The organism is Jonquetella sp. BV3C21, from assembly GCF_000468895.1.
Taxonomy (GTDB): Bacteria; Synergistota; Synergistia; order Synergistales; family Dethiosulfovibrionaceae; genus Jonquetella; species Jonquetella anthropi.
The window spans coordinates 79,143-101,425 of sequence record NZ_AWWC01000008.1 but is presented as its reverse complement, the minus strand read 5'-3'; the positions used below and the strand labels follow the sequence as shown (position 1 = coordinate 101,425).

The following is a 22,283-nucleotide window of genomic DNA, read 5'->3' as shown; positions in this document are numbered from 1 at the left end:
GATGCCGGCAGACTGCCCGCCGGTCATGATCGTCAAGTTCGGCGGCAGCTCGGTGGCGACGCCAACGCTGCTGGCCCGAGTGGCTTCCAGAATCCGCTCGTTCTGTCAGGACGGCTGGCGCGTCGCCGCGGTGGTATCGGCCATGGGGCGTACGACCGACAAGCTGTTGGAGTTGGCCGACACCGTCTCGCCTCACGGCCGGGACGAGCGGGAAGTCGACCAGCTTTTAGCCACCGGCGAAATCCAGTCCGTCGCACTGCTCGCCTTGGCCCTGCGGGCCCAAGGCGTGATGGCCCGTTCCCTCACGGCCGGGCAGTGCGGCATTTGCGCGGCGGGCAGGCACGGACGTGCCCTCATCACATCGTTTGACGCCCAAAGCGTCCGACAGACGCTCGATGAAGGGGCCGTCGCCGTGGTAGCCGGTTTTCAGGCTTTGGACAGCCGGGGCGACGTGATGACCCTCGGCCGAGGCGGCAGTGACCTGACGGCCATCGCTCTGGCAGCGGCGCTGGACGCCCGAGTGTGCTCCATTTACACCGACGTTGGCGGCCTCTACTCGGCCGACCCGAAAATCGTTCCGGACGCCCACAAGATTCCCCAAATGGACGTCTCGCTGTGCTGTGAGCTTTCTCACGCCGGTTCACGGGTTCTCCAAGCCCGCTGCGTCGAACTGGCCGCGCGGCTGAACGTTCCGGTGTATCTGGCGTCCAGCTTTGACGAAACGGAGGGATCTTGGATCATGAAGGACGTGAACGAGCGGAGCGGCATTGCCGCCCTCGCCCACGAGACCGGCTGGGCCGAAGCGGTGTTCAGCCGGACGGAAAAAACATGGAATCTCCTCTCGTCGCTGGACGATCAGGGAGCTTCGCCGCTCGACTTCGCCGTCACTGAGACGCGGCTCACGGTCTGGTTCAAACAGGGCGATAAGGCGGTCGACGACGCTTGGCGCCGGTGGAACCTGACGCCGCTGGCAGTGACCCGCGGACTGGTCTCGCTGTCATTGATCGGCTCGGGGATCGGCAACCACCCGGAGACGGCCCGCGCGCTGACCCAGCTGCTGATCGACCAGAAGACGCCGCCGCGGCGGCTGACGACCAGCGGCAACCGGCTAACCTGCTTGGTGGCCACCGACCGAATTGACGAGCTGCTGAACGCCGTTCACCGCCGATTCCTGTGCGAATAAAAAAAGAACGCCCCGAAGGCCGGTTCGGCCTTCGGGGGCTCGTTTTTCATAACGAACTATTTGGTTCGGCGCTTCGCGTCCAACAGGACGGCCTTATTGGCCAACTGGGCGGACGAGTACTCCACCGTGACGGTGGCGGAGAACACGACCCGCAAAAGCGTCTTGTCACCGCGCCACGACAGCGCCGGCGACTGAGGGCCAAACACGGGCTTGAACGTGCCGGAATAGTCAGGCTCGCCGTAGGTCTGAATCAGCCACTTTTTCAGCTCTGCCTTCTGGTCCTCGCTCAGCCGCTCCCTCGAGCTGGCTGTCACGTCCCAGAATCCCAAGTCAGGGTCGAATCCGTACACCGGGGTGTCCATCGTCACGCCACCCAAGACGAACGTTTCGGTCGGCGACGTATACCACTTGCTGGTCAAAACAGGCCGGGATCCGTAGCGGGCGTCCTGCTGAACCGACAGATCCGGCCGCGAGTCCTTCGACCCGCCCCAAGTGATGTTCCCGAACCCGTCAGGCTCGTTGGTGAACGCCCACCCCGCCGACGATACCAGCAGAAGTGATAGTGCTGCCAAAATGCTCTTCTTCATCTGCGTCCTCCTCTCATCAACTAGGAACCCTTTGGCCGTAGAAACTTTTAACTTATTTTAACATCCGACGACAAGAAAGGAACCCGGCAAACGACGCCTTCCGAACTCGTAAAAAGCCGCGCTGCCTGAACACGGCGGCGCGGCTTTTTATGTCAGCTCAAAAGGCGGCGAAGCTCATCAGCCTTATCGGTGTTCTCCCACTTGGGCAGCGGGTCGAGGTCAATCCGGCCCATGTGCCCGTAGGCGGCCAGCCGCCGGTACTGGGGCCGGCGAAGGTCCAGCGTCCGGATAATCGCCGCCGGACGGAAGTCGAAAACTTGGCGCAGGGCCTTGGTCAGGGCCTCTTCAGACACCTGAGAGGTGCCGAACGTCTCGACCATCAACGACACCGGCTCGGCCACCCCAATGGCGTAGGCCACCTGAATCTGGCAGCGATGAGCCAGCCCGGAAGCGACGACGTTCTTCGCCGCGTAGCGGGCCATGTAGGCCGCCGAGCGGTCAACCTTCGTCGGGTCCTTGCCGGAGAACGCGCCGCCCCCGTGGGGAACCATGCCGCCGTAGGTGTCGACGATGATCTTGCGCCCCGTGAGCCCTGTGTCGGCGTGAGGGCCGCCCAGAACAAACCGCCCCGTGGGATTGATGAGGAACTTCGTCTTGCCGTCCATCAGGTTTTTCGGCATGACAGGCTCGATAACGAGGCGCTTCACGTCGCTACGAAGCTGCTCGAGGGAGACTTCCGGGTTGTGCTGGGTCGAGACGACGATGGCGTCCGCCCGAACCGCCTTGCCCCCTTCGTATTCCAAAGTCACCTGAGTCTTACCGTCCGGGCGCAGGTACGTCAGCTCGCCGACCTTGCGGACCGCGGTGAGCCGGCGGGCCATTCTCTGGGCCAGAGCAAACGGCTCGGGAAGGAACTCGGGCGTCGCGTCGGTGGCGTAGCCGATCATCATTCCCTGATCTCCGGCGCCTACCGCCTCGTCATTGCTCTCGTCCCCGCCCTTGCGCTCCAAGGACTGGTCAACGCCCATCGCGATGTCGGGAGACTGCCGGTCGATGGAAGTGACCACCGCGCAGGTATCGCAGTCGAAGCCGAACTTGCCACGGGTGTAGCCGATCTCGCGGACAACGCCCCGGGCAATGTCCGGATAGTCGAGCCGCGCCGTGGTGGTGATCTCGCCGGCGATCTGGACGAGTCCAGTCGTCACAAGGGTCTCGCAGGCCACCCGGCCCATTGGATCTTCGGCCAAAACCGCGTCAAGCACCGCGTCGGATATCTGGTCCGCAATTTTGTCCGGGTGGCCTTCGGTCACCGATTCAGAAGTAATAAACACTCGTTCTTTCATGCCGTTCTCCTTTCGATTATCCCCTGACGGGACAGGAAAAAGGCCTCTTCTCACCAATGAGAAGAGGCCGCGTTCACCGAGCTTCTCTCATCATCCGGCGAACTCGTTCGCCGCTGGTCTTAGCACCATACCTTTTCAGGCAGGTTGCCGGGCTTCATAGGGCCAGTCCCTCCGCCGCTCTTGATAAGAGTATTCGTTTGTGAGTGCATTATACCGTAATGCCGCAAAATATCAATCGTCTATCTTACTCCTCTGCCCCTTGAATCAGGCTGTCGACGATCTGTTTCAGAATCTGGTTCGTGGCCTGCTCCCCGACCGAGCTGCCCTTTCCTTCGCCGGGGCCGACTGGGATCTTGAACTTCAACGAGTAGCTGGTCTCCTGCTTCTTCGACTCGTCGCCAATGTGCCCAGCCCCATACGCCCAGTCATTCTTTCGGGCGAAGGATATTTCGTTCTCGATTTTCAGGTCGTCGACCCGAAGGTCGTCATACGGCCCGGCCACGGTGAACGACACGTCCCTGAACTGGTTCTTTGCGTTGCCGATGAGCCCTTGGACAAAGCCGCTGGCCAGCTCCTTGGGATCCGCGCCCTCCATGCCGCCTTGGATAAGAACGCCGATACCGCCCAAAAGGCTGTTCAGCGCCTTGACATTGAAGTTGCCGTTTACAGCCAGTTTGACCGTATCCCGGCTGCCGGCCAAAAGGTCCTTCGGGACGCCGGGCACAGACTCCAACGATTGACGCCACACCGGCCCGCTGAACGCCACGTATGAAAATACCGGGTCGTCTGCCCACGCGGACATGGTGCTCCCGGGCAGGATGAACACCTCGTCCGGGGTGGCCCGAAATGTGATCAGAGCCTTTTTAATCTTCACAGGAGAGCCGGACGTCACGAGCTTCATGTACGGCACGTCGTTAATAAAGACGTCCTTGCCGATTACCTCGCCGGTCAGCGCGCCTGACAGCAGCCCGCCCATCTGGAAATCAGCCTTGGCGTGAAGCTCCATCGCGCCGGAAAATTTCCCCGGCACCTTGAACGGCGCGACGAGGCGGTCTACCTGAATGTTTGACGCGTCGAGAGCCGCTTTCAGATTTTGCGATTTCAGGTCGCCCGTCGCCTGAATGGTTACGGGTGCGCCGACCAAGGACGCCGTTCCGGCGGGTATCTTGAGCACCGAGCTTCGGACCGTCATCGGCAGCGACAGGTCGTCCAAGGCGATCCACCGCGTTCCGAGCCGATCTGACGAGACCAAGCCGTCCGCTTGGACGCCCGCCTTCGGCGTGAATTTTCCCTTCACCTTCCAACTCAGCCGACCAGCTAAAACGTCTTTAGCGTCAGGAACTAGCGCCGAAAGCGGTATCCCTTGGGCGCTGGAATGGAACTCCGCCTTGATCCCGTTTTTCAGCGTCACAAGCGCTTTAGCCTCCGGACGCCGGTCGCCCAGCCCGGCCGCCATCGTCACGTCGATTTTGTCCAGCTGGGTCATCACGGCCTGAGCTTCCGGCTTCAACACCGTGATGGCGCCGCTTTGTATCTTGTCAGACCAAACTCTGGCGGTCACGGACGGCTGGAGCAGGCTCCCCTTCGCCGTCAGCTGTCCGGATATCAGGCCGGACAGCGGCGTCATCGGCGGCACGACGGACGACAAATCAAAACGCGACAGCTCAGCGGTCAGATCTACCGTGCCGCCGGCCCCGTCTGCCGGAAGGGAGAACGTCCCTTCGCCTTTGAGCAGATTGCCGTCCGGCCCATCGGCCGAAAGGCGAACGCTGTACTTTCCAAAGCCTGACGCTGCCAGCACACAATTTTGAAGCACCAGCCGCCCCACAGCCAGCTGAGGAAGATTCACTTGGGCGTCCAATTGCGGTTTGCTGACCGTTCCGCCCAGCTTCACCTTGCCGTTGACGAAACCGCTCAGCGGCATTCCGAGCGCCCGGAGGTCCAGTTTCGACGCCGTACCGAAAAGGTTCAAAGCCGGGTCGGCCTCTAACGTGACGTCTCCGGATAAATCCGTCTGCCCGCCCAGCAATTTAACCCCAGCCTTGTTCACCATCAGCCGTTTGCCATCCCAGTCGGCAGAAAAAACCGCGTCTTTCAGAGCCGTGCCGGAGACGACCGCGCTGGCCGCGGAAACTTTGGCGGCAGCTGACCGCTTTGGCCCCTGCAGGTGCACCGACGCCGACGCGGAGTTCTTGCCCAGACTGCTCACCGGACTGGCAGGCCAGCCCTTTTTCAGTCCCTTGGCGGTGAAACCGCCCGCCGAAGCCTCCAAGTCGCCCCAGAGACCGCCGGACGCGAGCCGAAACGCCCCGGAGGCCTTTAAAGAGCCGCCGAACAGCCCTGCTTTCAGCGAAGAAAGTTTAATTTCCTCCATCGAGCCGAGGGCCTCTGCCGACAGCGAGTCAACGGTCACTCCCTTGCCGCCGAGGCCGGAAGCCTGCAGCGAAAGCGAGAAGTTCGGGTTCTGCCTCGGCCCCTCGGCGCTTGCCGACGCGGTCACCTTTCCTTTAGGAGAGACGCCCGGAAGCAGTACCGAGAGCCCCGACAGGTTCGCCCCTTTGAGCGATGCCTTGGCCTTCACGGTCTCCCCGACGGTTCCGGAAGCGTTCAGGCTCCCGCCCAGCACTTGACCGGACAGGGAAAAATCCGCGTTTCCCAGGTCGAACGCCGCCTGACCTTTGAGTTTCTGAGCCGTCAGCCCCTGCCAGGACAGTCTAGCGTCGGAAAAGGACGCCTTGCCGCTCAGTTCCTTCAGCGGCCCGGCCAACTGAACGTCAACGGCGCCTAAGCCAACGCCGGCGCCTGTGCCTTTCACGCCCGGCGCCTTATCGAGCCGCGCGCCGGTCAATTTAACCTGCAGGAAAAGTGGGAAGTTCGGATCCCCGGCGTCAAACGTCCCGTCAGCCGCCAACGCCCCGCCGAAAACCGTCCCCGAAGCGCCGTCCACCGACGCCATGCTGCCGTCGTACTTAAATGGAAGAACAAAACTCCCTATCAGCGACCCGAGCGCTGCCAGATCTTGGCCGCTCAGCCGCCCCGAGATGGCCCACCCGTTTTTCGTTGGGACGAGCCTGACTGAACCCGACAGGCTTCCGCCCAGCTGAAGCGGCTCAAGGGACCGTTCCAGCTCCTTCAACTTATCGAGCTTCAGCCCTGACAGCGTCACGTCAAACCCTTCGGAGAGCCTGCCAGACAGAGTGATCGACGCGTCCAATGCTTGAACCGTCACGTTCCCGGCCGGGTCGTTCAGGTCCGGGCTCACGAGGCCGGACAGGTGAATCGGCACGCCCTGCCACGAAAGGGACGCCTCCAGCTGGCTGAACTTTTCGCCCGGAGCGACGGACAGCCTCTCAACAGCCCACGGCAGGTCAGTGCCCTGCCAGTCCTCAATCAACACCGTTCCCAACTGAAGGGGGCTGTGAAACGGCTCCTGCTGCTTCTCTGGCTCAGACGGAAACGCGGCGTCCACGTCTTTAAAAAATTCGGACAGGTTCCCAGCCGTCAGCCTCAGGCCGGACGACCGAAGGTCGAGCGAGCCGCCCAACGGCGACAGGGACAATCGGCTCAGCCCAAAGCGAAGGTCTTTCAGCTCCAGCACGTCAGAACCGCTTTGAGTCCGCAGCGACAGGCCGGTCAGGTCATATCCTGACCCCAAGTTGCCGCGAAGATCGTCAAACGTCACGTCTAACGGAACGCCGGCCAAGTATTGTTTTCCGTACCGGGACGCCAGACGGGCGCCCCAATCCCCGACGAACAGCAGAACAGCGCAGGCTGCCACGAGGATAATCAAAACCGTGCAAAGCCCAGCAAGGCTTCGACGATATATTTTTCTCATGCCAGTTTCCCTTCTGTCGCCTAGGCGGCAAACTTTTATTAAAGTCTAAACTGACGGCCGGCTCAAGACAAGGGAAAAACTGACAGTTCTTCCGTAATGTAAACCTCGTCGAGTTATTTTCCGTTACGTAAAATCGGGGATAGAATACCGGCGGGAAGCCCTCTCGTCGCCAGTAATTTCTTGGGTATAATAGGACTAACTTCTAGGGGGTTTCCCCCTGACGAAAGGAGAACGAACATGACCATTAAGGTATACTCTTCACCCACTTGCACTTGGTGCGCCAAGCTTAAGGATTACCTGACAAAAAAAGGCGTTGAGTTTGAGGCAATTGACGTGTCGAAGGACCGGGCCGTCATCAAGGCCCTGGTAGAAAAGACCGGACAGATGGGCGTTCCCGTGACGGAAATCGACGGCGAGTACATCATCGGGTTCGACAAGGCAAAACTTGACGCAAAACTTGGTCTGAAATAAAAAACGGCAGAGCCTTAAAAGGCTCTGCCATTTTATTTTTCAGGCTTCAGCAGTTGATGACGAAGTGATCGTACTCGGAAAAGACTTGGAACTCCTCAAAGCCCTCTTCCTTGACGATCTCCTCCACGTCCTCTTCCTTCTCCACGTTGAAGATGTCCACGCCGTCGGCGGTGTAATTCACCAGCAGGCAGGCGCAGCCTTCTTCCTTCCCCCGCTCGAACATCTGCAGGTACCGCTCCAGCTCAATCAGATCGAGGAAAAATACCTCGCCGTCCAGCTTCTCTCCCTCGTCGGCCACGGCCTCCAGATAATCCTGCTGGCGGGAGCGCAGCACCGACTGATACGTGGCCGGCACGTCGAGCTCCATCGGCTTGTCGAGACGCTCGGAGAAGCTACCGATCTGCTTACCGTCCAAGTAGATATCCCCGTTGTACAGGATATCCTCTTCGCAGTCCTGCTCGACCAAGTTATGAACTTCAACCCCGTTAATCGAGGCATGTTCGATTTTTTCCACAGCGAATGACCTCCAATAGTTCGTTTGAAATCTTTGGGGCTATTGTAACTCACTTTCTTCGCCTGCGCCAGAGACGGAGCCGCAGTCCGGACGGCGCTCCTTCAGACATGGGTGAGCCATCACGGCGGAAACGACAGCCAAACAGGCCGCCACAATCGCAACGGCTGTTCCCTCCATGCCGTGGGACTCCAAGCTGCCGCCTAAAATCGGGCCGGCCGTCATGCCGATGCCGAACGCAATGTTGTACGCGCCCATCGACACGCCGGAGCCGTAGATGTGGCTTCGCTGGCTCACAAATGCCAGCGTCGCGGGGATACCGATGGCGTTGGCGCCCCCGTACAAGACCGATACCAACATGAACCCGGCGAAGGTGCGGGGCAGAGGCAGAGCCAGCAGGACGGACCCGGTCAGGATACAGCTGACGACTGCCAGCCATCGTTTAGAAATCCGATCCGCCAGCCAACCTGAGACCTGCTGGAGCAGTGCCGACGAGATGGACACGCCGGCGACCAGATAACCGATCTGGGAGACCGACAGGCCGTGCCGATTCGCCAGAATTGGGATCAGAAGCATCGTCATGCCGCGGCCAAAGGTGGTCATCAGCTGGTACAGCATGACCCGAAAGAGAACCGGGTCAGCCAGAATGCCGCCCATAGACCGCCACAGGGACTTCGTGTCGTGAGAGGAATCGCCGATTCCCTTGGGAACTTTTATCAGGCTCGCGACCACCGCCACAGAGCAGCTGACGAACATGACGAGAAACGGTGCTTTAACGCCCCAGTGCTCGTAGGTTACGCCGCTCAGCAGAGGCCCTAAGCCGACCCCCAAGTAGGTCGCCATCTGCATCGTGCCGAAGAAGCGTCCTTCCTTGCCGGGCGGCGCCACCTCGGCGCCGATAGCCATCGCCACGGGAATGACAAACGCGCTTCCGACCCCGTTCAGCAGGCGAACGGCCATCAGGTGCCACGCTTTCGACGCGAAGATGTACCCAACCGACGCGGCGGCGTAGAGGCTCAAACCGCCCAGCATGAGCGTCCGGCGGGGAAATCGGTCCGCCATCGGGCCGGAAAAGAACGTGGCTGTCATTCGGCTCAGCGAAAATGCGCCCATGACCGCTCCAAGGAAAGCCCCTCCAGCGCCCATGCGAACCGCGTATAATGGAAGCAATGGATTCACGATGCCGATTCCCAGCATGCAGATGCACAGGGACATGGACAGGACAAAGAGAAGTCCCCATGGACTGTATTCCTTTTCCCCCCTCGGCTTTCCGCTATCCAATGCCATCCGCACTCCCCCCGTTTCTGATCGTATTATATCAACGGCCCTTCTCCAAAAACGGGATAAAGGCGGCGCGCCACGGCAAGATGATTTGCAATTTACAATTTTTATTATTGCGTTCAGCTATTCGACTGCCCGAATTTCGCTTCGTCACGTCGGCTATTTGCCCTCAAAAAGCTCGAAGGAGGAACCTCCATGACACCAGCTCTTTCCCCAACCATCTTCCGGGAATACGATATCCGCGGCATCGCGGATACTGACCTGTGCGACGCCAACGTCCTAGCCATCGCCAGGGCGTTCGGGACCTACCTGACCCGCAAGGGCGGCCGTCGGGTCACGGTCGCCGGCGACGTCCGGCTCTCGACCGAACGGATCCGCGCGAGCGTCATCGCCGGCCTGACCGATTGCGGGCTGGACGTGATCGACCTCGGCGTCACCACCACGCCGCTGCTCTATTGGAGCCTGTTCGAGCTCAAGCCCGACGGCGGCGTCATGATCACAGGCAGCCACAACCCGAAGGAGATGAACGGGCTCAAGCTGGCGCTCGGCAGGGCTACGCTGTATGGCGAGGAAATTCAAAAAGTCGGCCGTATGGCTTTGGAAGGTGACTTCGATTTGTCAGCGCGCAAGGGAGGGACGGAGAAGAAAGACCTCTGGCCCGACTACTTGGCCATGCTGAAAAGCAAAATCGTCCTCGACCGACCTCTGCACGTCGTGACGGACACGGCCAACGGGACGGCCGGGCTCGGGATCCGTCAGTTCCTCACGTCGTTAGGCTGCAAGGTCACGGCGCTTTACGAGACGCCGGATGGGACGTTCCCGAACCACCACCCGGACCCACAGAAGTCAGCCAACATGGCTGACTTGGCCAAGCTTGTGAGGGAAGTCCACGCCGACATCGGCTTCGGTTTTGACGGCGACGCGGACCGAATCGGCGTCGTTGACGAAAAAGGCGAGATCATCTGGGGCGACGTGCTCATGGCACTCATCTGGCGCGAGCTTCTGCCCAAGCACCCAGGCGCGACCGCCATCATCGAGGTCAAGTGCTCTCAGGCGTTAGAGGACGAAGTGCGTCGCTTAGGCGGCGTCCCGTACTATTACAAGGCGGGACACTCGCTCGTTAAGGCCGAGATGCGGCGAATCGGCGCGCTCTTCTCCGGCGAGTACTCGGGACACATGTTCTTCGCCGACGAGTTCTACGGCTTCGACGACTCGTTCTACGCCGCCGGCCGGTTCCTCAGGCTCCTCTCCCGGACGAAGGGGCCGATGTCCGCGCTGGTCAGCGACATGCCGAAGTACATCGGCACCGAGGAAGTTCGTATCCCCTGCTCGGACAGCGAAAAATTCGAGAAGGTCAAGGAGATCACCGATCAGGCCGTCAAGGACCACGAGGCCGTGACGGTTGACGGCGTGCGAATCCTCTACGGTGACGGCTGGGGGCTGATTCGAGCGTCGAACACTCAGCCTGTGATCGCCCTCAGGTGTGAGGGCAAGGACAGCGCCGCGCTGGAGCGAATCAAGTTGGACCTCAGGCGCCGCGTCCAGGCCGTCGGGCTGGACGACTTCAGCTGGACGCCCGAGCCGCCAAAAAAGTAACGGCGTGAAGACACGAAAGCGCCCGTTCGTCCCGCAACCGCGGGATGAACGGGCGCTTTTTCTGCCGTGGCATCTTACATTCTTGAAGGGTCAAGCCGAGTGCTGGCGTCCTCGAAGCGAGTGAACTCCTTGATAAACACCAAGTTCGCCGTCCCTGTCGGGCCGTTGCGGTGCTTGGCGATATCGACAAATGAGACGCTGCTCGTCTCTTCGGGGTCCTTGTCCTTATCGTAGTACTCCGGTCGGAAGAGGAACGCCACCAAGTCGGCGTCCTGCTCGATAGCGCCGCTGTCGCGCAGGTCGGACAGCTGAGGCCGCTTGTCGTTTCTGCTTTCGACGGCCCGTGAAAGCTGGGAGAGCGCCAACACCGGCACGTCCAGCTCCCGAGCCACGGCCTTCAGGCCACGCGATATCTCGGCCACTTCCTGCTGTTTGCTCTCCGCCTGGCGAGCCGAGTTCATCAGCTGAAGGTAGTCGACCACGATCAGCCCCAAGTCCTCGTGCTGAGCCTTAAACCTTCGGCACTGGGCCTTGAGCTCCATGGTGGACATCAGGGACCGGTCGTCGATGTAAAGAGGCACCTTGTCCAAGACGCTGGCCGCCTCGGTCAGATGAACCCAATCGCCGCCCTGCATCAGGCCGCTGAACATGTCGTGGATATTAATCCGAGCCTCGGCGCCGAGCAGACGCTGAGCCAGCTGGAGCGCCCCCATCTCGAGGCTGAAGACCAAAACCGGCTTGCCCTGCTTGACCGCCACGTTCCGGGCCACGTTCAAAGCGAGCGCCGTTTTCCCCATCGAAGGACGGGCGGCCAAAATGTTCAGCGCGCCGCGCTGCAGGCCGCCGGTCAGCCGGTCAAGCTCGCTGAACCCGGTGGGAACGCCGGTGGTCAGATCGCCGTCCCGAGCGCAGGCCGCCTGAATCTGTTCAATTGCCTCAGACAGCAGGTCGCCGACCCGCTGGAAGTTGGACGAGTTGCGCCGGCGGGAGATCTCAAAAATCATCCGCTCGGCCTCTTCCAACAGCTCCTCGGTCTCGCACTGCCCCTCGTACCCTAACTGGGCGATTTTCTGCCCCGCCTGAATCACGCGTCGTCTCAGCGCCCGCTCTTGAACGATGCGGGCGTAGTACGCCGCGTTCGCCGCCGTGGGCAGCATGTCCGCGCACTCGACCAAAAAGTTTTGGTCCGACGCCGGATCCCCGTCACCCCGCCGGTTCAGCTCATCTTTCGTCGTCAGGACGTCGACCGGCCGTTCCCTCCGGGTCATGTCGCACATGACCTCGAACACCCTTCTGGGCTGGGCGTCGAAGAAGTCATCCGGGGACAGAATGTCCTGAACCTCAATGAGGGCGTTTCGATCCAGCAGGCAGCCGCCGATCACCGCACGTTCAGCCTCTGGGCTCGACGGGAGGGATCTGACCTGCGGGACGGGCATTACTGAGCCTCGACGGAAACGGTCATGGAAGCGTCGACGGCAGGGTGAAGCTTCAGGGTCAGCGGATAACCGCCGAGGGCCTTGATCACGCCGTCGAGCTTGACGTCTTTTTTATCCACGCTCACGCCGTACTGGGCCCCCAGGGCCTCGGCGATCTGCGCGCTGGTAACGGCTCCAAACAGCTTTCCGCCCTCGCCTGCCGGGATAGACACCCGAACAACTTTCCCGGCGATGCGGGCCTTCACCGACTCGGCTTCCGCCCGAAGCTTTTCGTCCTTCCGGCGCTCCGCCGCGTCGCGTTCCGCCTGAACCTTCATCGTCGAGGCGGTCGCCTCAACGGCCAGCCCGCGGGAGATCAGGTAGTTGCGCCCGTACCCGTCGGAAACTTCCACGACTTGGCCCTTCTTGCCCAACTTGCGGACATCTTCTTTAAGAATAACCTTCATTGTTTCACACCTCCGTAGCGTTTCCTGATGTCAAGCCACAGGTCTACGACACCCAGCACCACGGCCCCCTGCTCGAGAACCGGCACGGCAACCGCAGCGATAAGAAGCGGAACTGAGATCCACCCGCTTAATCCGAACCGTTTTGCCCACCAGCCGGCCAAGGACAGCCCCTGTACGAGTAGCAGCGCCCGAATGACCAGCTCAAGGTTCACCCCGACGATAAAAGCGACTTGGGCCGCCTGAAACGACAGCCGCGACAGCACCAGCGCCGCCAAGCTGAAAAGGTACGCCCAAAGAACGCTGGAAGGCATTCGCAGCTCCGTCACCTTGGGCAGCTTCGGCATCGGCAGGGCCGTCCGACGGAGCAGTAGCGACGACAAACCGTAAGAGAGGGCTGTCAGCCACATGGCGCTCAAGACGAGAATCGACGGAAACACGGTCGGCACCACCGCAGCCGCTTGACGCACCGCGCCGAAATACGCCGCGGCCTGAGGCGCTTGGAGCAGCACGTTTCGGTAGAGGCCAGTCAGGCTGGCGACGAGAAGTTTAGCCGGCCCTTGGCCTGTGGCGTAAAAGAGCCAGCCTCCCAACGCCGTCATGCCCAATATCGTGGCGGTCAGCCCGGCCAGAAACGTTTCCCCGGCGCTTTGGCTTCTGGCCGCGAGACCAAGGCAGAGCCCACAGGCCCCCCAAGCTAAAAAGAAAGCCAGAGCGTGATAGGGCGACAGGACAGCCGCAACGGTCCCGGCGGCGCAGGCGAGCGCCCCGACGCCGCCGGCCGGCCCAAGAAGACGGGACGCGACGGCCAACGGCACGGCGCACAACATCACGGCGAAGCTGACGAATGGAAGGTTCCACGCCGCATAGAACGCCCCGGACAGGACGCCCAAGGACAGAGCCGCCGCCGGTGAACGCATCCGAAGATTCATCTGGGCATCCCCTTTCTTTGAAAAAAGGGAGAAGAAGCCGCGTCGGCTTCCCCTCCCCTGCGTCCAAATCTGAACTAATCGGCAGTGTACGGCAACAGAGCCATAAAACGCGCCCGTTTAATGGCAATCGTCAGTTGGCGCTGGTGCTTGGCGCAGTTGCCAGTCACCCGGCGGGGAACGATCTTCCCGCGCTCACTCACGTATTTTCTCAGCCGATCCACGTCCTTATAGTCGGCGTGTTCGAGCTTATCAGCGCAATAATAGCAAACCTTCGGACGGCGCTTACCCCGCCGCCGGTTGTTGTTTCCTCCCTGAAAGGGCATTTCCTGACCTCCTCAATAATGTTTCTGCTGGCTAAAAGGGGATCTCCGCTTCGCCGCCGGAAGGACCGACTTCGGAGATATCCATCGGGAAACTGTCGTCCTCGCCGTATGACGAGAAGCCAGACCGAAGATTGGCCGGCTCGTCGCCGCGCTTAGGAGCGCCGTACGATTGGCGAGGTCCTGAACTTTCGGACTGATCGCCGTCCCGGCTTCCGCCGCCGAGGAACTGAACTGTGTCGGCGACGACTTCAGTCACGTACCGTTTCTGTCCGGACTTATCCTCATAGGACCGGGTGGCAATGCGCCCCTCAACGAGGGCCGCCCGCCCCTTGGAAAGGTACCGCTCACAGTTTTCGGCCTGAGCGCCCCAGACGACGATGGGAACAAACGCCACGTCCTCCTGAAGCTCTCCGTTCTTGCCCTTCCACGTGCGGTTGACCGCCAAGGTAAAACTCGCTACCGGCGTCTTGCTAGACGTGTAGCGAAGTTCCGGATCCTTCGTCAGGTTTCCTACCAGAATCACTCGGTTAAATCCCCGTGCCATGGTGAAAAGCCTCCTACTTCTCGTCCCGAACGGTCACCATGTGACGGACGACGTTCGGACGCAGCTTCATCAGCCGATCGAGCTCCGACAATGCCGACGGATCGAGCTTCAGCTCGAACACGACGTAAATGCCCTCGTTGAGGCCCTTGATCTCGTAGGCTAAACGGCGTTTTCCCCAGAGGTCAGACTTGGTTACTTCTCCGGAGAGACGGGCAACCAACTCCTCAATACCCTTGATTTCGGCGCTGTGCTCTTCGACGGACGGATTGATAATGACCATCATTTCGTAGAGACGCACGTGCACCACCTCCTCCCTATGGACTGTGGCCCTCCTCATGAAGGGCAGGGAACTGCATTTAGGGATTATATATCAGTTCTTGGGCTCCTGCAAGGAGCCGTCGTCCAGACGGTAGATTTTCTCCCCGGGAAACGCCATGTTCAAATCCCGACGGGCCGCCCACGCCTGCCCTTCAGGCGTTTTCAGGAACTCGACGTGATCTTTCCGGCGGGCCAGTTGGTCTTGAGCCGCGCGGGCCTCCTCCTGTTTTTGGGCCAGATACGCCTGAACTTCCTGACGATGAGCGACCTCCCGCCGCCAGGTGGTGACGTACACTGCAGCGCCCAGTCCTAAAACCGCGAGGAAAATAGCCCACCGAAGCCGCATCTTTACATCCTTTCAGGCGCTGAAAATCCCAGAATGCCGAAACAGTTTTTCAGGACCGTCCTGACGGCCTGAACGAGAGCCAAATGGCTCGACCGAAGCGGCTCGTCCTCGTCGAGGATCCGGCAGCTGTTGTAAAAGGCGTGGAAGTGCCCGCTCAGCTCGTGGACGTACGTCACCAGCAGGTGAGGCTCCAATCCCGCGGCCGCCCGTTCAAGCTCGCCCGGGAACGTCTCAAGAGCCGTCAGAAGGCGTTTTTCCTCCGGCGACGTCATCAGACGCCCGTCAAACGGAAGCGGCTTGGTCATGTCGATGTTTTTCTCCTGCGCCTTGCGCGTCAGGCTGGCAATCCGCGCGTAAGCGTACTGGACGTAGTACACCGGGTTGTCCGATGACTCCCGCTTGGCCTGATCCATGTCAAAATCCAGCTGGCTGTCCGAGCGTCGCATCAGGAAATAATACCGGGCCGCATCGACGCCGACCTCATCCAGCAGCGACGCCAAGGTCTCAAACTTTCCGCCTCGGGTCGACATGCCGACGATCTGGCCGTCTTTGACTAGGTTGACGAACTGAATCAAAAGGACGTTGAAATCGCCCTCGTCCTTCCCAAGGCCGCGAAGCGCCGCGTTGATCCGCGGCACGTAGCCGTGGTGGTCGCAACCCCACACGTCAATGACCCGGTCAAAGCCCCGGTCGAATTTTTCTTTATGGTACGCCACGTCGGAGGCAAAATACGTGGGCTCCCCGGTGGAACGGAACAGAACCCGGTCTTTGTCGTCGCCGAAGTCGGTGGACCGGTACCACAGGGCTCCGTCCTTCTCGTAGACATACCCCGCTTCCCGAAGCGTCTCCACGGCCTTCCTGACTAAATCGCGGTCGTACAGCGACTTCTCCGAAAAGAACTGGTTAAACTTCACACCAAACCGAGCCAGATCGCTTTTGATGTTCTCCAGAATATGCTGGGCGCCGAACTGACGAAGGTACGCCAGAGCCTCGTCCTGAGAGGAGTTCACGAACTTGTTGCCGACCGCCTCAATGACCCGGCGGGCCTCGTCGTAAATGTACGCGCCTTTGTACATCGCTCCCGGCGCGTCGTCGAACGGCAGCTTCTCCGGGCAGCCCTGCAGCTCAAAATACCGGGCCAAGATGGACTTGGCGAGAATGTTGATCTGCAGGCCGGCGTCGTTGACGTAGTACTCCTTTTCGACTTTCCAACCGGCAAACGCCAAGATGTTGCCGACCACATCGCCGACAGCCGCGCCCCGACCGTGCCCCACGTGCAGAGGGCCTGTTGGGTTGGCGCTCACGAACTCCACCTGAACGGACCGGCCAGCGCCGACAGAGCTTTTGCCGTAGTTTTCCCCGTTTTCAGCGATTCGGGCCACCAAGTCGTCCATCCACTGGTTTGAAAGGCGGAAGTTGATGAACCCAGGGCCGGCCACTTCCATCGAAGCGATATGCTTTGAATCGTCGATCAGCGACGTCAGCCGCTCGGCCAAGTCTCTGGGTCGCGTTCCAAGGATTTTGGCGCACTTCATGGCGACGTTGGTCGCCCAGTCGCCGTGAGATTCGTCCTTGGGCCTTTCAAACTCGACGCGGCACGTCTCAGGAAGCTGAATGCCCTTTTCCTGAGCGATCTTCGCAAGCGCGGCGGTAACGCTGGTTTGCAGTGCAGCAAGACTTTCGTTCATGTGCTTCTTCCTCTCTTGAACAGAAAAGCTCCGACGTTCGCCGGAGCTTGCAAAATGACTTTCCGAACTGCTGACTTACAGCACCAGTGCCAGCGAGTTGTTCTTCCAAAGCCCCCAAAGCCCAAGAAGTTTGTAGAACTGCTCAGCCCAAGAGCTGTCAACTTCTGTGGTCTTGACGATGATCTTTTCCTGACTGGTCACGGCGTTTTGAACCCGGTTAAACCTTTGAGTAACCGAGTACTCGGCGCCGGGAAGAACCTGACTGCCTCTGTTCGGAAGCACCATCGGGTGCATCTTTCCCGGGATCTTAACCGTGTAGCTCTGCTCCATGACGAACGGGAACTTCAGCCCCACCTGTCCGGAAAGAGCTCTCAGCTGATCAAACGCCGGCAGTTCAAGGGACGGCAGGGAGACCATCAAGCCCTTCTCTGCCGGAACGGCGGATTTTTTCGAAACGGCGAACTTGACCTTGACGCTTCCGTCCGGCTCTGTCGAGATATCAAGCGGCGTACCGTGATACCAGTCGCCCAAGCTGCTGAAGTTCTGCAGCCCGTCTTTTCCCGCGCCATTCGGGAAAACGATACTGGGCCATGGACGGCGGACGATGAACGTGGCGGTTCCCGAAACCGTGCCGTCATTTTGAGCGTTCAGGTCCCAGACGGCAGTCAGCCGCATGTTCACAAAGCTTCCGGCTTTCATATAGCGAGGAATGACTTTCCCGCTGGATTTCCCTTTAGGCTTTGCGCTGGACTTCACGCCGAACAGATACCGACCGTCGAGAGCCTCCGGCTGCCGCCCCGGGTCGCTGGTCCCGCCGGGGAAGTAAAACCACGCTTTGCTTTGGCCGGGCGCCTTGATGGACAGAGCGGGCCGGTACAGGACTTCCGGCGCGTCGGGCATGTCTTTTTGGATCCCCATCGGAGACTGCCACCAAATATGAGCGTCGAAGCCGCCCTGACGAAGCCGCGCGCACATCGCCGCCGCCAATTCAGTGTCCGTCAGCGGAAGTTCCCGATATGCCAAGTCCCGTGCCACTCTGGCGCCTGACATATGAATCCGGCTGTCTTTCCACGCCGCGTCAAGTTCTTGGACAATCTGCTGGGGCGTGTCAGAGGCCGAAAACGGGCGAATCGCTCCGGGGAGGTTTTCAGCCGGCTGAGACTCAGCGGACTGCATAGCCTCTGCAATTCTGTTCGTCCCGGACGTCAGGCTGAGAACCAAGTACGGATCCGACCGGTCAATCAGCCCGTAGCTTCCCCGTCTGGCTGGCTGCTGGGCGTAATACCAGCGGTACCAGAAGTACGGCTTCTCGTCGGAAATCGCAGGCGACTGGCCTAAACTTGAGTTGTAATACAGCTCTTGGTCGGTCGACAGCCGAATGGCAATTTCCCCTTCTCTGACCGGATACGGCTCACCAAGCCACACCATGCCGCTGGCTGGCCGGCCGGCCGGCCCGATCTGCCGGTACGACAGGACGATGACGCGGGTTCCGTCGACCCAGTGGGGCCAGTTCATCCAAGCGACGCCGCCTTGCTCAGCGCCGGACCGAAGGGGAATGTCCTCTTGCGTTCCAGCCGAACTCTCCAAGTCGAAGCAGGTCGCCTGATCGACGACGAGTTCCCCGCCCGCAGGGACGATCAGCTGGTTCTGCAGCCAGTCGAACGGCATGGAAGAGTCGGCCAGCACGATGAGACGAACGTCTTTGACGGCCCGCCCGTCCTCATCGGTCAAAAAGTGAACTGTCCGCTGCCAGACCACCGCGTGGCTGCCAGCCTGTTCCAGAGTTGGAGAGTTCTCCTCCAAGTACTGCACGTCCTGCAGCGTCACGGTTTCGGCTGCCGCAAGGCTCACCGCCGACAGCAGAACCAACGCTGCCGCCGCGGCCAAAGATCGGGTCAGACGGTTCAGTCGCATCATCATTGCGCCACCTCCCTACGCGTTCCGGCCGCAGCAGTTCTTGTACTTTTTCCCGCTACCGCAGGGGCACGGGTCGTTCCGGCCGACTTTTGGAACCCGCTTCGGCGCGGGGGCCTCCCCGGCGCCGAAGTATCCGCCTCTGGACATGGGGCCGCCGAACCCGGAGTTGCTCTGACCGGGCAGCGGCATGGAAGCGCCGGAAGGCGCGTGATATCTGGACTGTTCCTGGCGGCGTCGGTCTTCATCGGAGACGAGAGACACCTTGAAGAACAGCTTGATGATGTTTTCCCGAACTCGAGCCATCGTCTCCTTGAACAGGTTGTACGACTCGAAGTTGTACTCCATCAGCGGGTCTTTCTGACCGACGGCTCTCAGGCCAATCCCTTCACGGAGCGCGTCCATTCCCAGAAGGTGTTCCTTCCACGCGCCGTCAAGGACGTGGAGGGAGATAAACCGGAACACGCTGTTGGCCACGTCGTGGGTGAGTTCTTTGACCCGCTGGTCGAACCGGTCGCCCACCTCGGCCACGATCGCCTCCCGGGCTTTTGCCATGTTGTGTCGGTCGTCCACCCCGGCCAGATGATTTTCAACGCCCGGCCAGAACACTTCCTGCAGCCGAGCCGCCGCCAATGACGGTTCGCTGGGTGCGTCCTCCGGGAACGCGGCGTCCATGATGTCTTCGACGACGCTTTCGGCCATCTGGCGCCCGTGCTCGATCAGGTCTTCGGCCAACAGGATATGGCTCCGCTCGCCGTAGACGGCCTCGCGCTGCTGGTTCATCACGTTGTCGTACAGCAGAAGCTGACGGCGGATGTCGTAGTGAACCATTTCAACCTTTTTCTGGGAGCTCTCGATCGCCTTGGAGAGGAGCTTGGCCTCCATCGCCTCGCCCTCTTCCATGCCGAGCCGCCCTAAAAGCCCCTGAAGCTGGTCCGCCCCAAACAGGCGAAGCAGGTCGTCTTCCAGCGACAGGTAGAACTGGCTCGCCCCCGGGTCACCCTGACGGCCGGAACGGCCGCGGAGCTGGTTGTCGATGCGCCGAGCTTCGTGACGTTCGGTGCCGATAATGCACAGGCCGCCCAGCTGAAGAACCTTTTCTTTTTCCTTCGCGCAGGCGTCGGCAAACTCGCGGCGAATAGAGTCGCACGCTTCCTTGTCCTTGATCGGGTCAAGGTTTCTCTCCTTAAACGCCTCTTTAGCCAAGAAATCCGGGTTGCCGCCCAGCACGATATCGGTTCCGCGCCCCGCCATGTTGGTCGCTACGGTGACGGCGCCCAGCCGGCCAGCTTGGGCGACGATGGCCGATTCCATCTCGTGATACCGGGCGTTCAGCACCCGGTGAGGCACCTTCCGCGCTTTCAGAAGGCGGCTGACGTTTTCCGACGTGCTGACCGACGCGGTTCCGACGAGGATCGGACGGCCGGTGGCGTGAATTTTTTCGATGACGTCAGCCACGGCGGCGAACTTTTCGACCTTGGTCCGATAGATCAGATCGGTTTTGTCCTCCCGGATCACCGGCTGGTTCGTGGGAACGACGACCACGCCGAGCCCATAAATTTCCTTGAACTCTTCGGCCTCGGTCGCCGCCGTGCCGGTCATACCGGCCAGCTTGGCGTACAGCCGGAAGTAGTTCTGCAGCGTGATGGTGGCAAGCGTCTGGCTTTCTTTGCCGACCGTGACCTTTTCCTTGGCCTCGATAGCCTGATGCAGCCCGTCGGAGTACCGGCGGCCGAACATGAGCCGACCGGTGAACTCGTCGACGATGACGATTTCCCCGTCCTTGACCACGTAGTCCACGTCGCGCTTGAACAGGCTGTGGGCCTTGATAGCCTGCTGAATCCGGTGCGCCAGGTCGGCGTGCCCCATGTCGGAGAACAGACCGGGCACGTTCAGGAGCTTCTCGCACTTGGCAATGCCCCGGGACGTCAGCGAAATGCTCTTTTCCTTCTCGTCCACCTGATAGTCCGCGTCAGGCTCGACGATTTCCTGTTTTTCGAGGAAGTTGCGGGACTGAAATTCGTTGGGGTCTTTGACGTAGCCTTCCAGCTGACAGGCGATGTCGTCGGCAATTCGATAGGCTTCCGGGTCGTCCTGCGAGGGACCGGAAATGATCAGCGGCGTTCTGGCCTCGTCGATGAGGATTGAGTCGACTTCGTCGACGATGCAGAAGTTATGGCCCCGCTGGACCATCTCTTCCGCGCTGTTGACCATGTTGTCGCGCAGGTAGTCAAAACCGAACTCGCTGTTGGTCCCGTACGTGATGTCCGAGTCGTACGCTTTCTTGCGCTCCTGCTGGTCCATGAAGGCGTAAATAACGCCAACCGAACAGCCCATCGCCTCGTACAGCGGTTTCATCCACTCGGCGTCGCGCTTGGCCAAGTAGTCGTTCACCGTTACCACGTGAACTCCCCGCCCAGTATAGGCGTTGAGGATGACCGCCAGAGGTGCTACAAGGGTCTTTCCTTCGCCGGTCTTCATCTCGGCGATGTTTCCCTCGTGAAGCGCCATCGCACCCATCAGCTGGACGTCAAACGGCCGCAGGCCGAGCTTGCGGTGAGCCATCTCCCGGGCCAGTGCAAACACTTCCGTCAAGTGCTCGTTGGACGCGCTGCTGATCTGGGAGAGGCCTTCCTGAAAGTTCGCCGCTTCTTCCGGGTCAACGGTGTGGTTGGCAGGGACTTTCCATTTGGCCGCCAGTTCGCTCAGCTGGGCGCGAATGGCCAGAGCGCGCTCCTTGATGGCCTCATCGGTCATCTCGCGAATTTTCGGCTCCAGCGCGTTGATTTCAGCGACCTTTGCCCGGTAGCGTTTCAGTTTTCTCTCGTTCGGATCGAGCCCAAGAGCCTTTTTCAGTCCTTCAAACATCACGTCACCTCTCGAAAAGGGCGTCCGCCTCAGCGGACAGCCCATTTAGTTGCTGTCGGTAATCAGATCCCAACCGTTGGCCACGTACACGGCGCCGGACCAGACGGTCAGAGCCAAACTTACCCACATAACTTCTATTGCCAGAGGAAGCTTAAAGATCATCATCACGATAGCGATGATCTGAGAAACCGTTTTAATTTTGCCGAGCCGGGAGGCCGCGATGACCTGTCCTTCGGCGGCAGCCACCATTCTGAGGCCGCTGACGACGAAGTCCCGGGCCACGATGACCATGACCATCCAGCCGGGCAGGCGGTGAAGCTCCACAAGGGCGACGAGCGCGGCGATCACCAGCACCTTGTCGGAAAGCGGATCAATGAACTTGCCAAGGTTCGTTATCAACCCGCGGCGCCTGGCAATGTAGCCGTCAACTGCGTCAGTCGACGCGGCAACGATAAACACGAGCCCGGCCAGAAGGTCGCTGTACGTGACCGACAGCCCCACTGCCGCCAGAGGGGTGACCGTTTGGTCGATCTTCGTCGTCAGCAGCAGCATGACAAGCGGAGCCAAAAATATCCTCGACAGGCTCAGCATGTTGGGCAAATTAATGGACTTCACAGGTTCGCCTCCTCCAGGCAGGGACAAAACTGTCATATTATGACACAAA

General features: G+C 60.4%; 19 protein-coding genes and 1 riboswitch. Of the genes, 3 read left to right on the top strand and 16 right to left on the bottom strand.

Annotation, left to right across the window (positions count from 1 at the left end):
* Position 1 precedes the first annotated feature (1 nt).
* Positions 2–1,183, top strand: a complete 1,182-nt coding sequence (locus tag HMPREF1249_RS02340; RefSeq protein ID WP_021775795.1) for an aspartate kinase — start codon at positions 2–4, stop codon at positions 1,181–1,183.
* Between the two features lie 56 nt (positions 1,184–1,239).
* Here HMPREF1249_RS02340 and HMPREF1249_RS02335 read toward each other — a convergent pair whose 3' ends face one another.
* The 3 genes from HMPREF1249_RS02335 to HMPREF1249_RS02325 all read right to left on the bottom strand — a co-directional run bounded on the left by HMPREF1249_RS02335 (position 1,240) and on the right by HMPREF1249_RS02325 (position 6,948).
* A complete protein-coding gene (locus tag HMPREF1249_RS02335; RefSeq protein ID WP_021775777.1) occupies positions 1,240–1,770 on the bottom strand; it encodes a hypothetical protein in 531 nt (176 codons plus the stop codon).
* 152 nt (positions 1,771–1,922) lie between these two features.
* Complete coding sequence (gene metK / locus HMPREF1249_RS02330) at positions 1,923–3,113, bottom strand: methionine adenosyltransferase (protein WP_008521673.1); 1,191 nt, start codon at positions 3,111–3,113, stop codon at positions 1,923–1,925.
* A gap of 84 nt (positions 3,114–3,197) precedes the next feature.
* Positions 3,198–3,303: riboswitch (SAM riboswitch) on the bottom strand.
* A 54-nt stretch (positions 3,304–3,357) separates the two neighbouring features.
* Positions 3,358–6,948 (bottom strand): hypothetical protein, encoded by a 3,591-nt coding sequence (locus tag HMPREF1249_RS02325; RefSeq protein ID WP_008523176.1) that lies wholly within the window; start codon positions 6,946–6,948, stop codon positions 3,358–3,360.
* Positions 6,949–7,185: 237 nt separating this feature from the next.
* Between HMPREF1249_RS02325 and HMPREF1249_RS02320 the strand changes: the two genes are divergently transcribed.
* A complete protein-coding gene (locus tag HMPREF1249_RS02320; protein WP_008521675.1) occupies positions 7,186–7,419 on the top strand; it encodes a glutaredoxin family protein in 234 nt (77 codons plus the stop codon).
* A gap of 46 nt (positions 7,420–7,465) precedes the next feature.
* Here HMPREF1249_RS02320 and HMPREF1249_RS02315 read toward each other — a convergent pair whose 3' ends face one another.
* Together HMPREF1249_RS02315 and HMPREF1249_RS02310 are read right to left on the bottom strand one after the other, a co-directional pair.
* On the bottom strand, positions 7,466–7,933 hold the full coding sequence (locus HMPREF1249_RS02315) for a hypothetical protein (protein ID WP_008521676.1): 468 nt from the start codon (positions 7,931–7,933) through the stop codon (positions 7,466–7,468).
* 39 nt (positions 7,934–7,972) lie between these two features.
* Positions 7,973–9,217 carry an MFS transporter gene (locus tag HMPREF1249_RS02310; protein WP_008523177.1) on the bottom strand — a complete coding sequence of 415 codons (1,245 nt, stop codon included), beginning with the start codon at positions 9,215–9,217 and terminating at the stop codon, positions 7,973–7,975.
* Positions 9,218–9,406: 189 nt separating this feature from the next.
* Between HMPREF1249_RS02310 and HMPREF1249_RS02305 the strand changes: the two genes are divergently transcribed.
* Entirely contained in the window at positions 9,407–10,807 is a 1,401-nt protein-coding gene (locus HMPREF1249_RS02305; RefSeq protein WP_008523178.1) for a phosphomannomutase/phosphoglucomutase, read from the top strand.
* A 74-nt stretch (positions 10,808–10,881) separates the two neighbouring features.
* On the opposite strand, the gene dnaB is transcribed toward HMPREF1249_RS02305, so the two are convergent.
* The 11 genes from dnaB to pgsA all read right to left on the bottom strand — a co-directional run bounded on the left by dnaB (position 10,882) and on the right by pgsA (position 22,234).
* Positions 10,882–12,243, bottom strand: a complete 1,362-nt coding sequence (dnaB, locus tag HMPREF1249_RS02300) for a replicative DNA helicase (RefSeq protein WP_008521679.1) — start codon at positions 12,241–12,243, stop codon at positions 10,882–10,884.
* Positions 12,243–12,689, bottom strand: coding sequence for a 50S ribosomal protein L9 (gene rplI / locus HMPREF1249_RS02295; RefSeq protein WP_008521680.1), 447 nt, complete (start codon positions 12,687–12,689; stop codon positions 12,243–12,245). The genes dnaB and rplI overlap by 1 nt, the downstream gene beginning before the upstream one ends.
* On the bottom strand, positions 12,686–13,618 hold the full coding sequence (locus HMPREF1249_RS02290) for a DUF2232 domain-containing protein (protein WP_008521681.1): 933 nt from the start codon (positions 13,616–13,618) through the stop codon (positions 12,686–12,688). Before HMPREF1249_RS02290 ends, rplI begins: the two co-directional genes overlap by 4 nt.
* Positions 13,619–13,692: 74 nt before the next feature.
* Positions 13,693–13,941 (bottom strand): 30S ribosomal protein S18, encoded by a 249-nt coding sequence (gene rpsR / locus HMPREF1249_RS02285; protein ID WP_008521682.1) that lies wholly within the window; start codon positions 13,939–13,941, stop codon positions 13,693–13,695.
* 31 nt (positions 13,942–13,972) lie between these two features.
* Positions 13,973–14,485, bottom strand: a complete 513-nt coding sequence (locus HMPREF1249_RS02280) for a single-stranded DNA-binding protein (RefSeq protein WP_008521683.1) — start codon at positions 14,483–14,485, stop codon at positions 13,973–13,975.
* 13 nt (positions 14,486–14,498) lie between these two features.
* The gene (rpsF, locus tag HMPREF1249_RS02275) at positions 14,499–14,783 is read right to left on the bottom strand and encodes a 30S ribosomal protein S6 (protein ID WP_008523181.1); all 285 of its coding nucleotides are present in this window, start codon (positions 14,781–14,783) and stop codon (positions 14,499–14,501) included.
* A gap of 72 nt (positions 14,784–14,855) precedes the next feature.
* Positions 14,856–15,149, bottom strand: coding sequence for an FtsB family cell division protein (locus tag HMPREF1249_RS02270; protein WP_008521685.1), 294 nt, complete (start codon positions 15,147–15,149; stop codon positions 14,856–14,858).
* Positions 15,150–15,151: 2 nt separating this feature from the next.
* Entirely contained in the window at positions 15,152–16,837 is a 1,686-nt protein-coding gene (gene argS / locus HMPREF1249_RS02265; RefSeq protein WP_021775764.1) for an arginine--tRNA ligase, read from the bottom strand.
* 75 nt (positions 16,838–16,912) lie between these two features.
* On the bottom strand, positions 16,913–18,757 hold the full coding sequence (locus HMPREF1249_RS02260; RefSeq protein WP_021775799.1) for a hypothetical protein: 1,845 nt from the start codon (positions 18,755–18,757) through the stop codon (positions 16,913–16,915).
* A 12-nt stretch (positions 18,758–18,769) separates the two neighbouring features.
* Positions 18,770–21,619 (bottom strand): preprotein translocase subunit SecA, encoded by a 2,850-nt coding sequence (gene secA, locus HMPREF1249_RS02255; RefSeq protein WP_021775781.1) that lies wholly within the window; start codon positions 21,617–21,619, stop codon positions 18,770–18,772.
* Positions 21,620–21,664: 45 nt separating this feature from the next.
* The gene (gene pgsA / locus HMPREF1249_RS02250; protein WP_008523188.1) at positions 21,665–22,234 is read right to left on the bottom strand and encodes a CDP-diacylglycerol--glycerol-3-phosphate 3-phosphatidyltransferase; all 570 of its coding nucleotides are present in this window, start codon (positions 22,232–22,234) and stop codon (positions 21,665–21,667) included.
* Positions 22,235–22,283 lie beyond the last annotated feature (49 nt).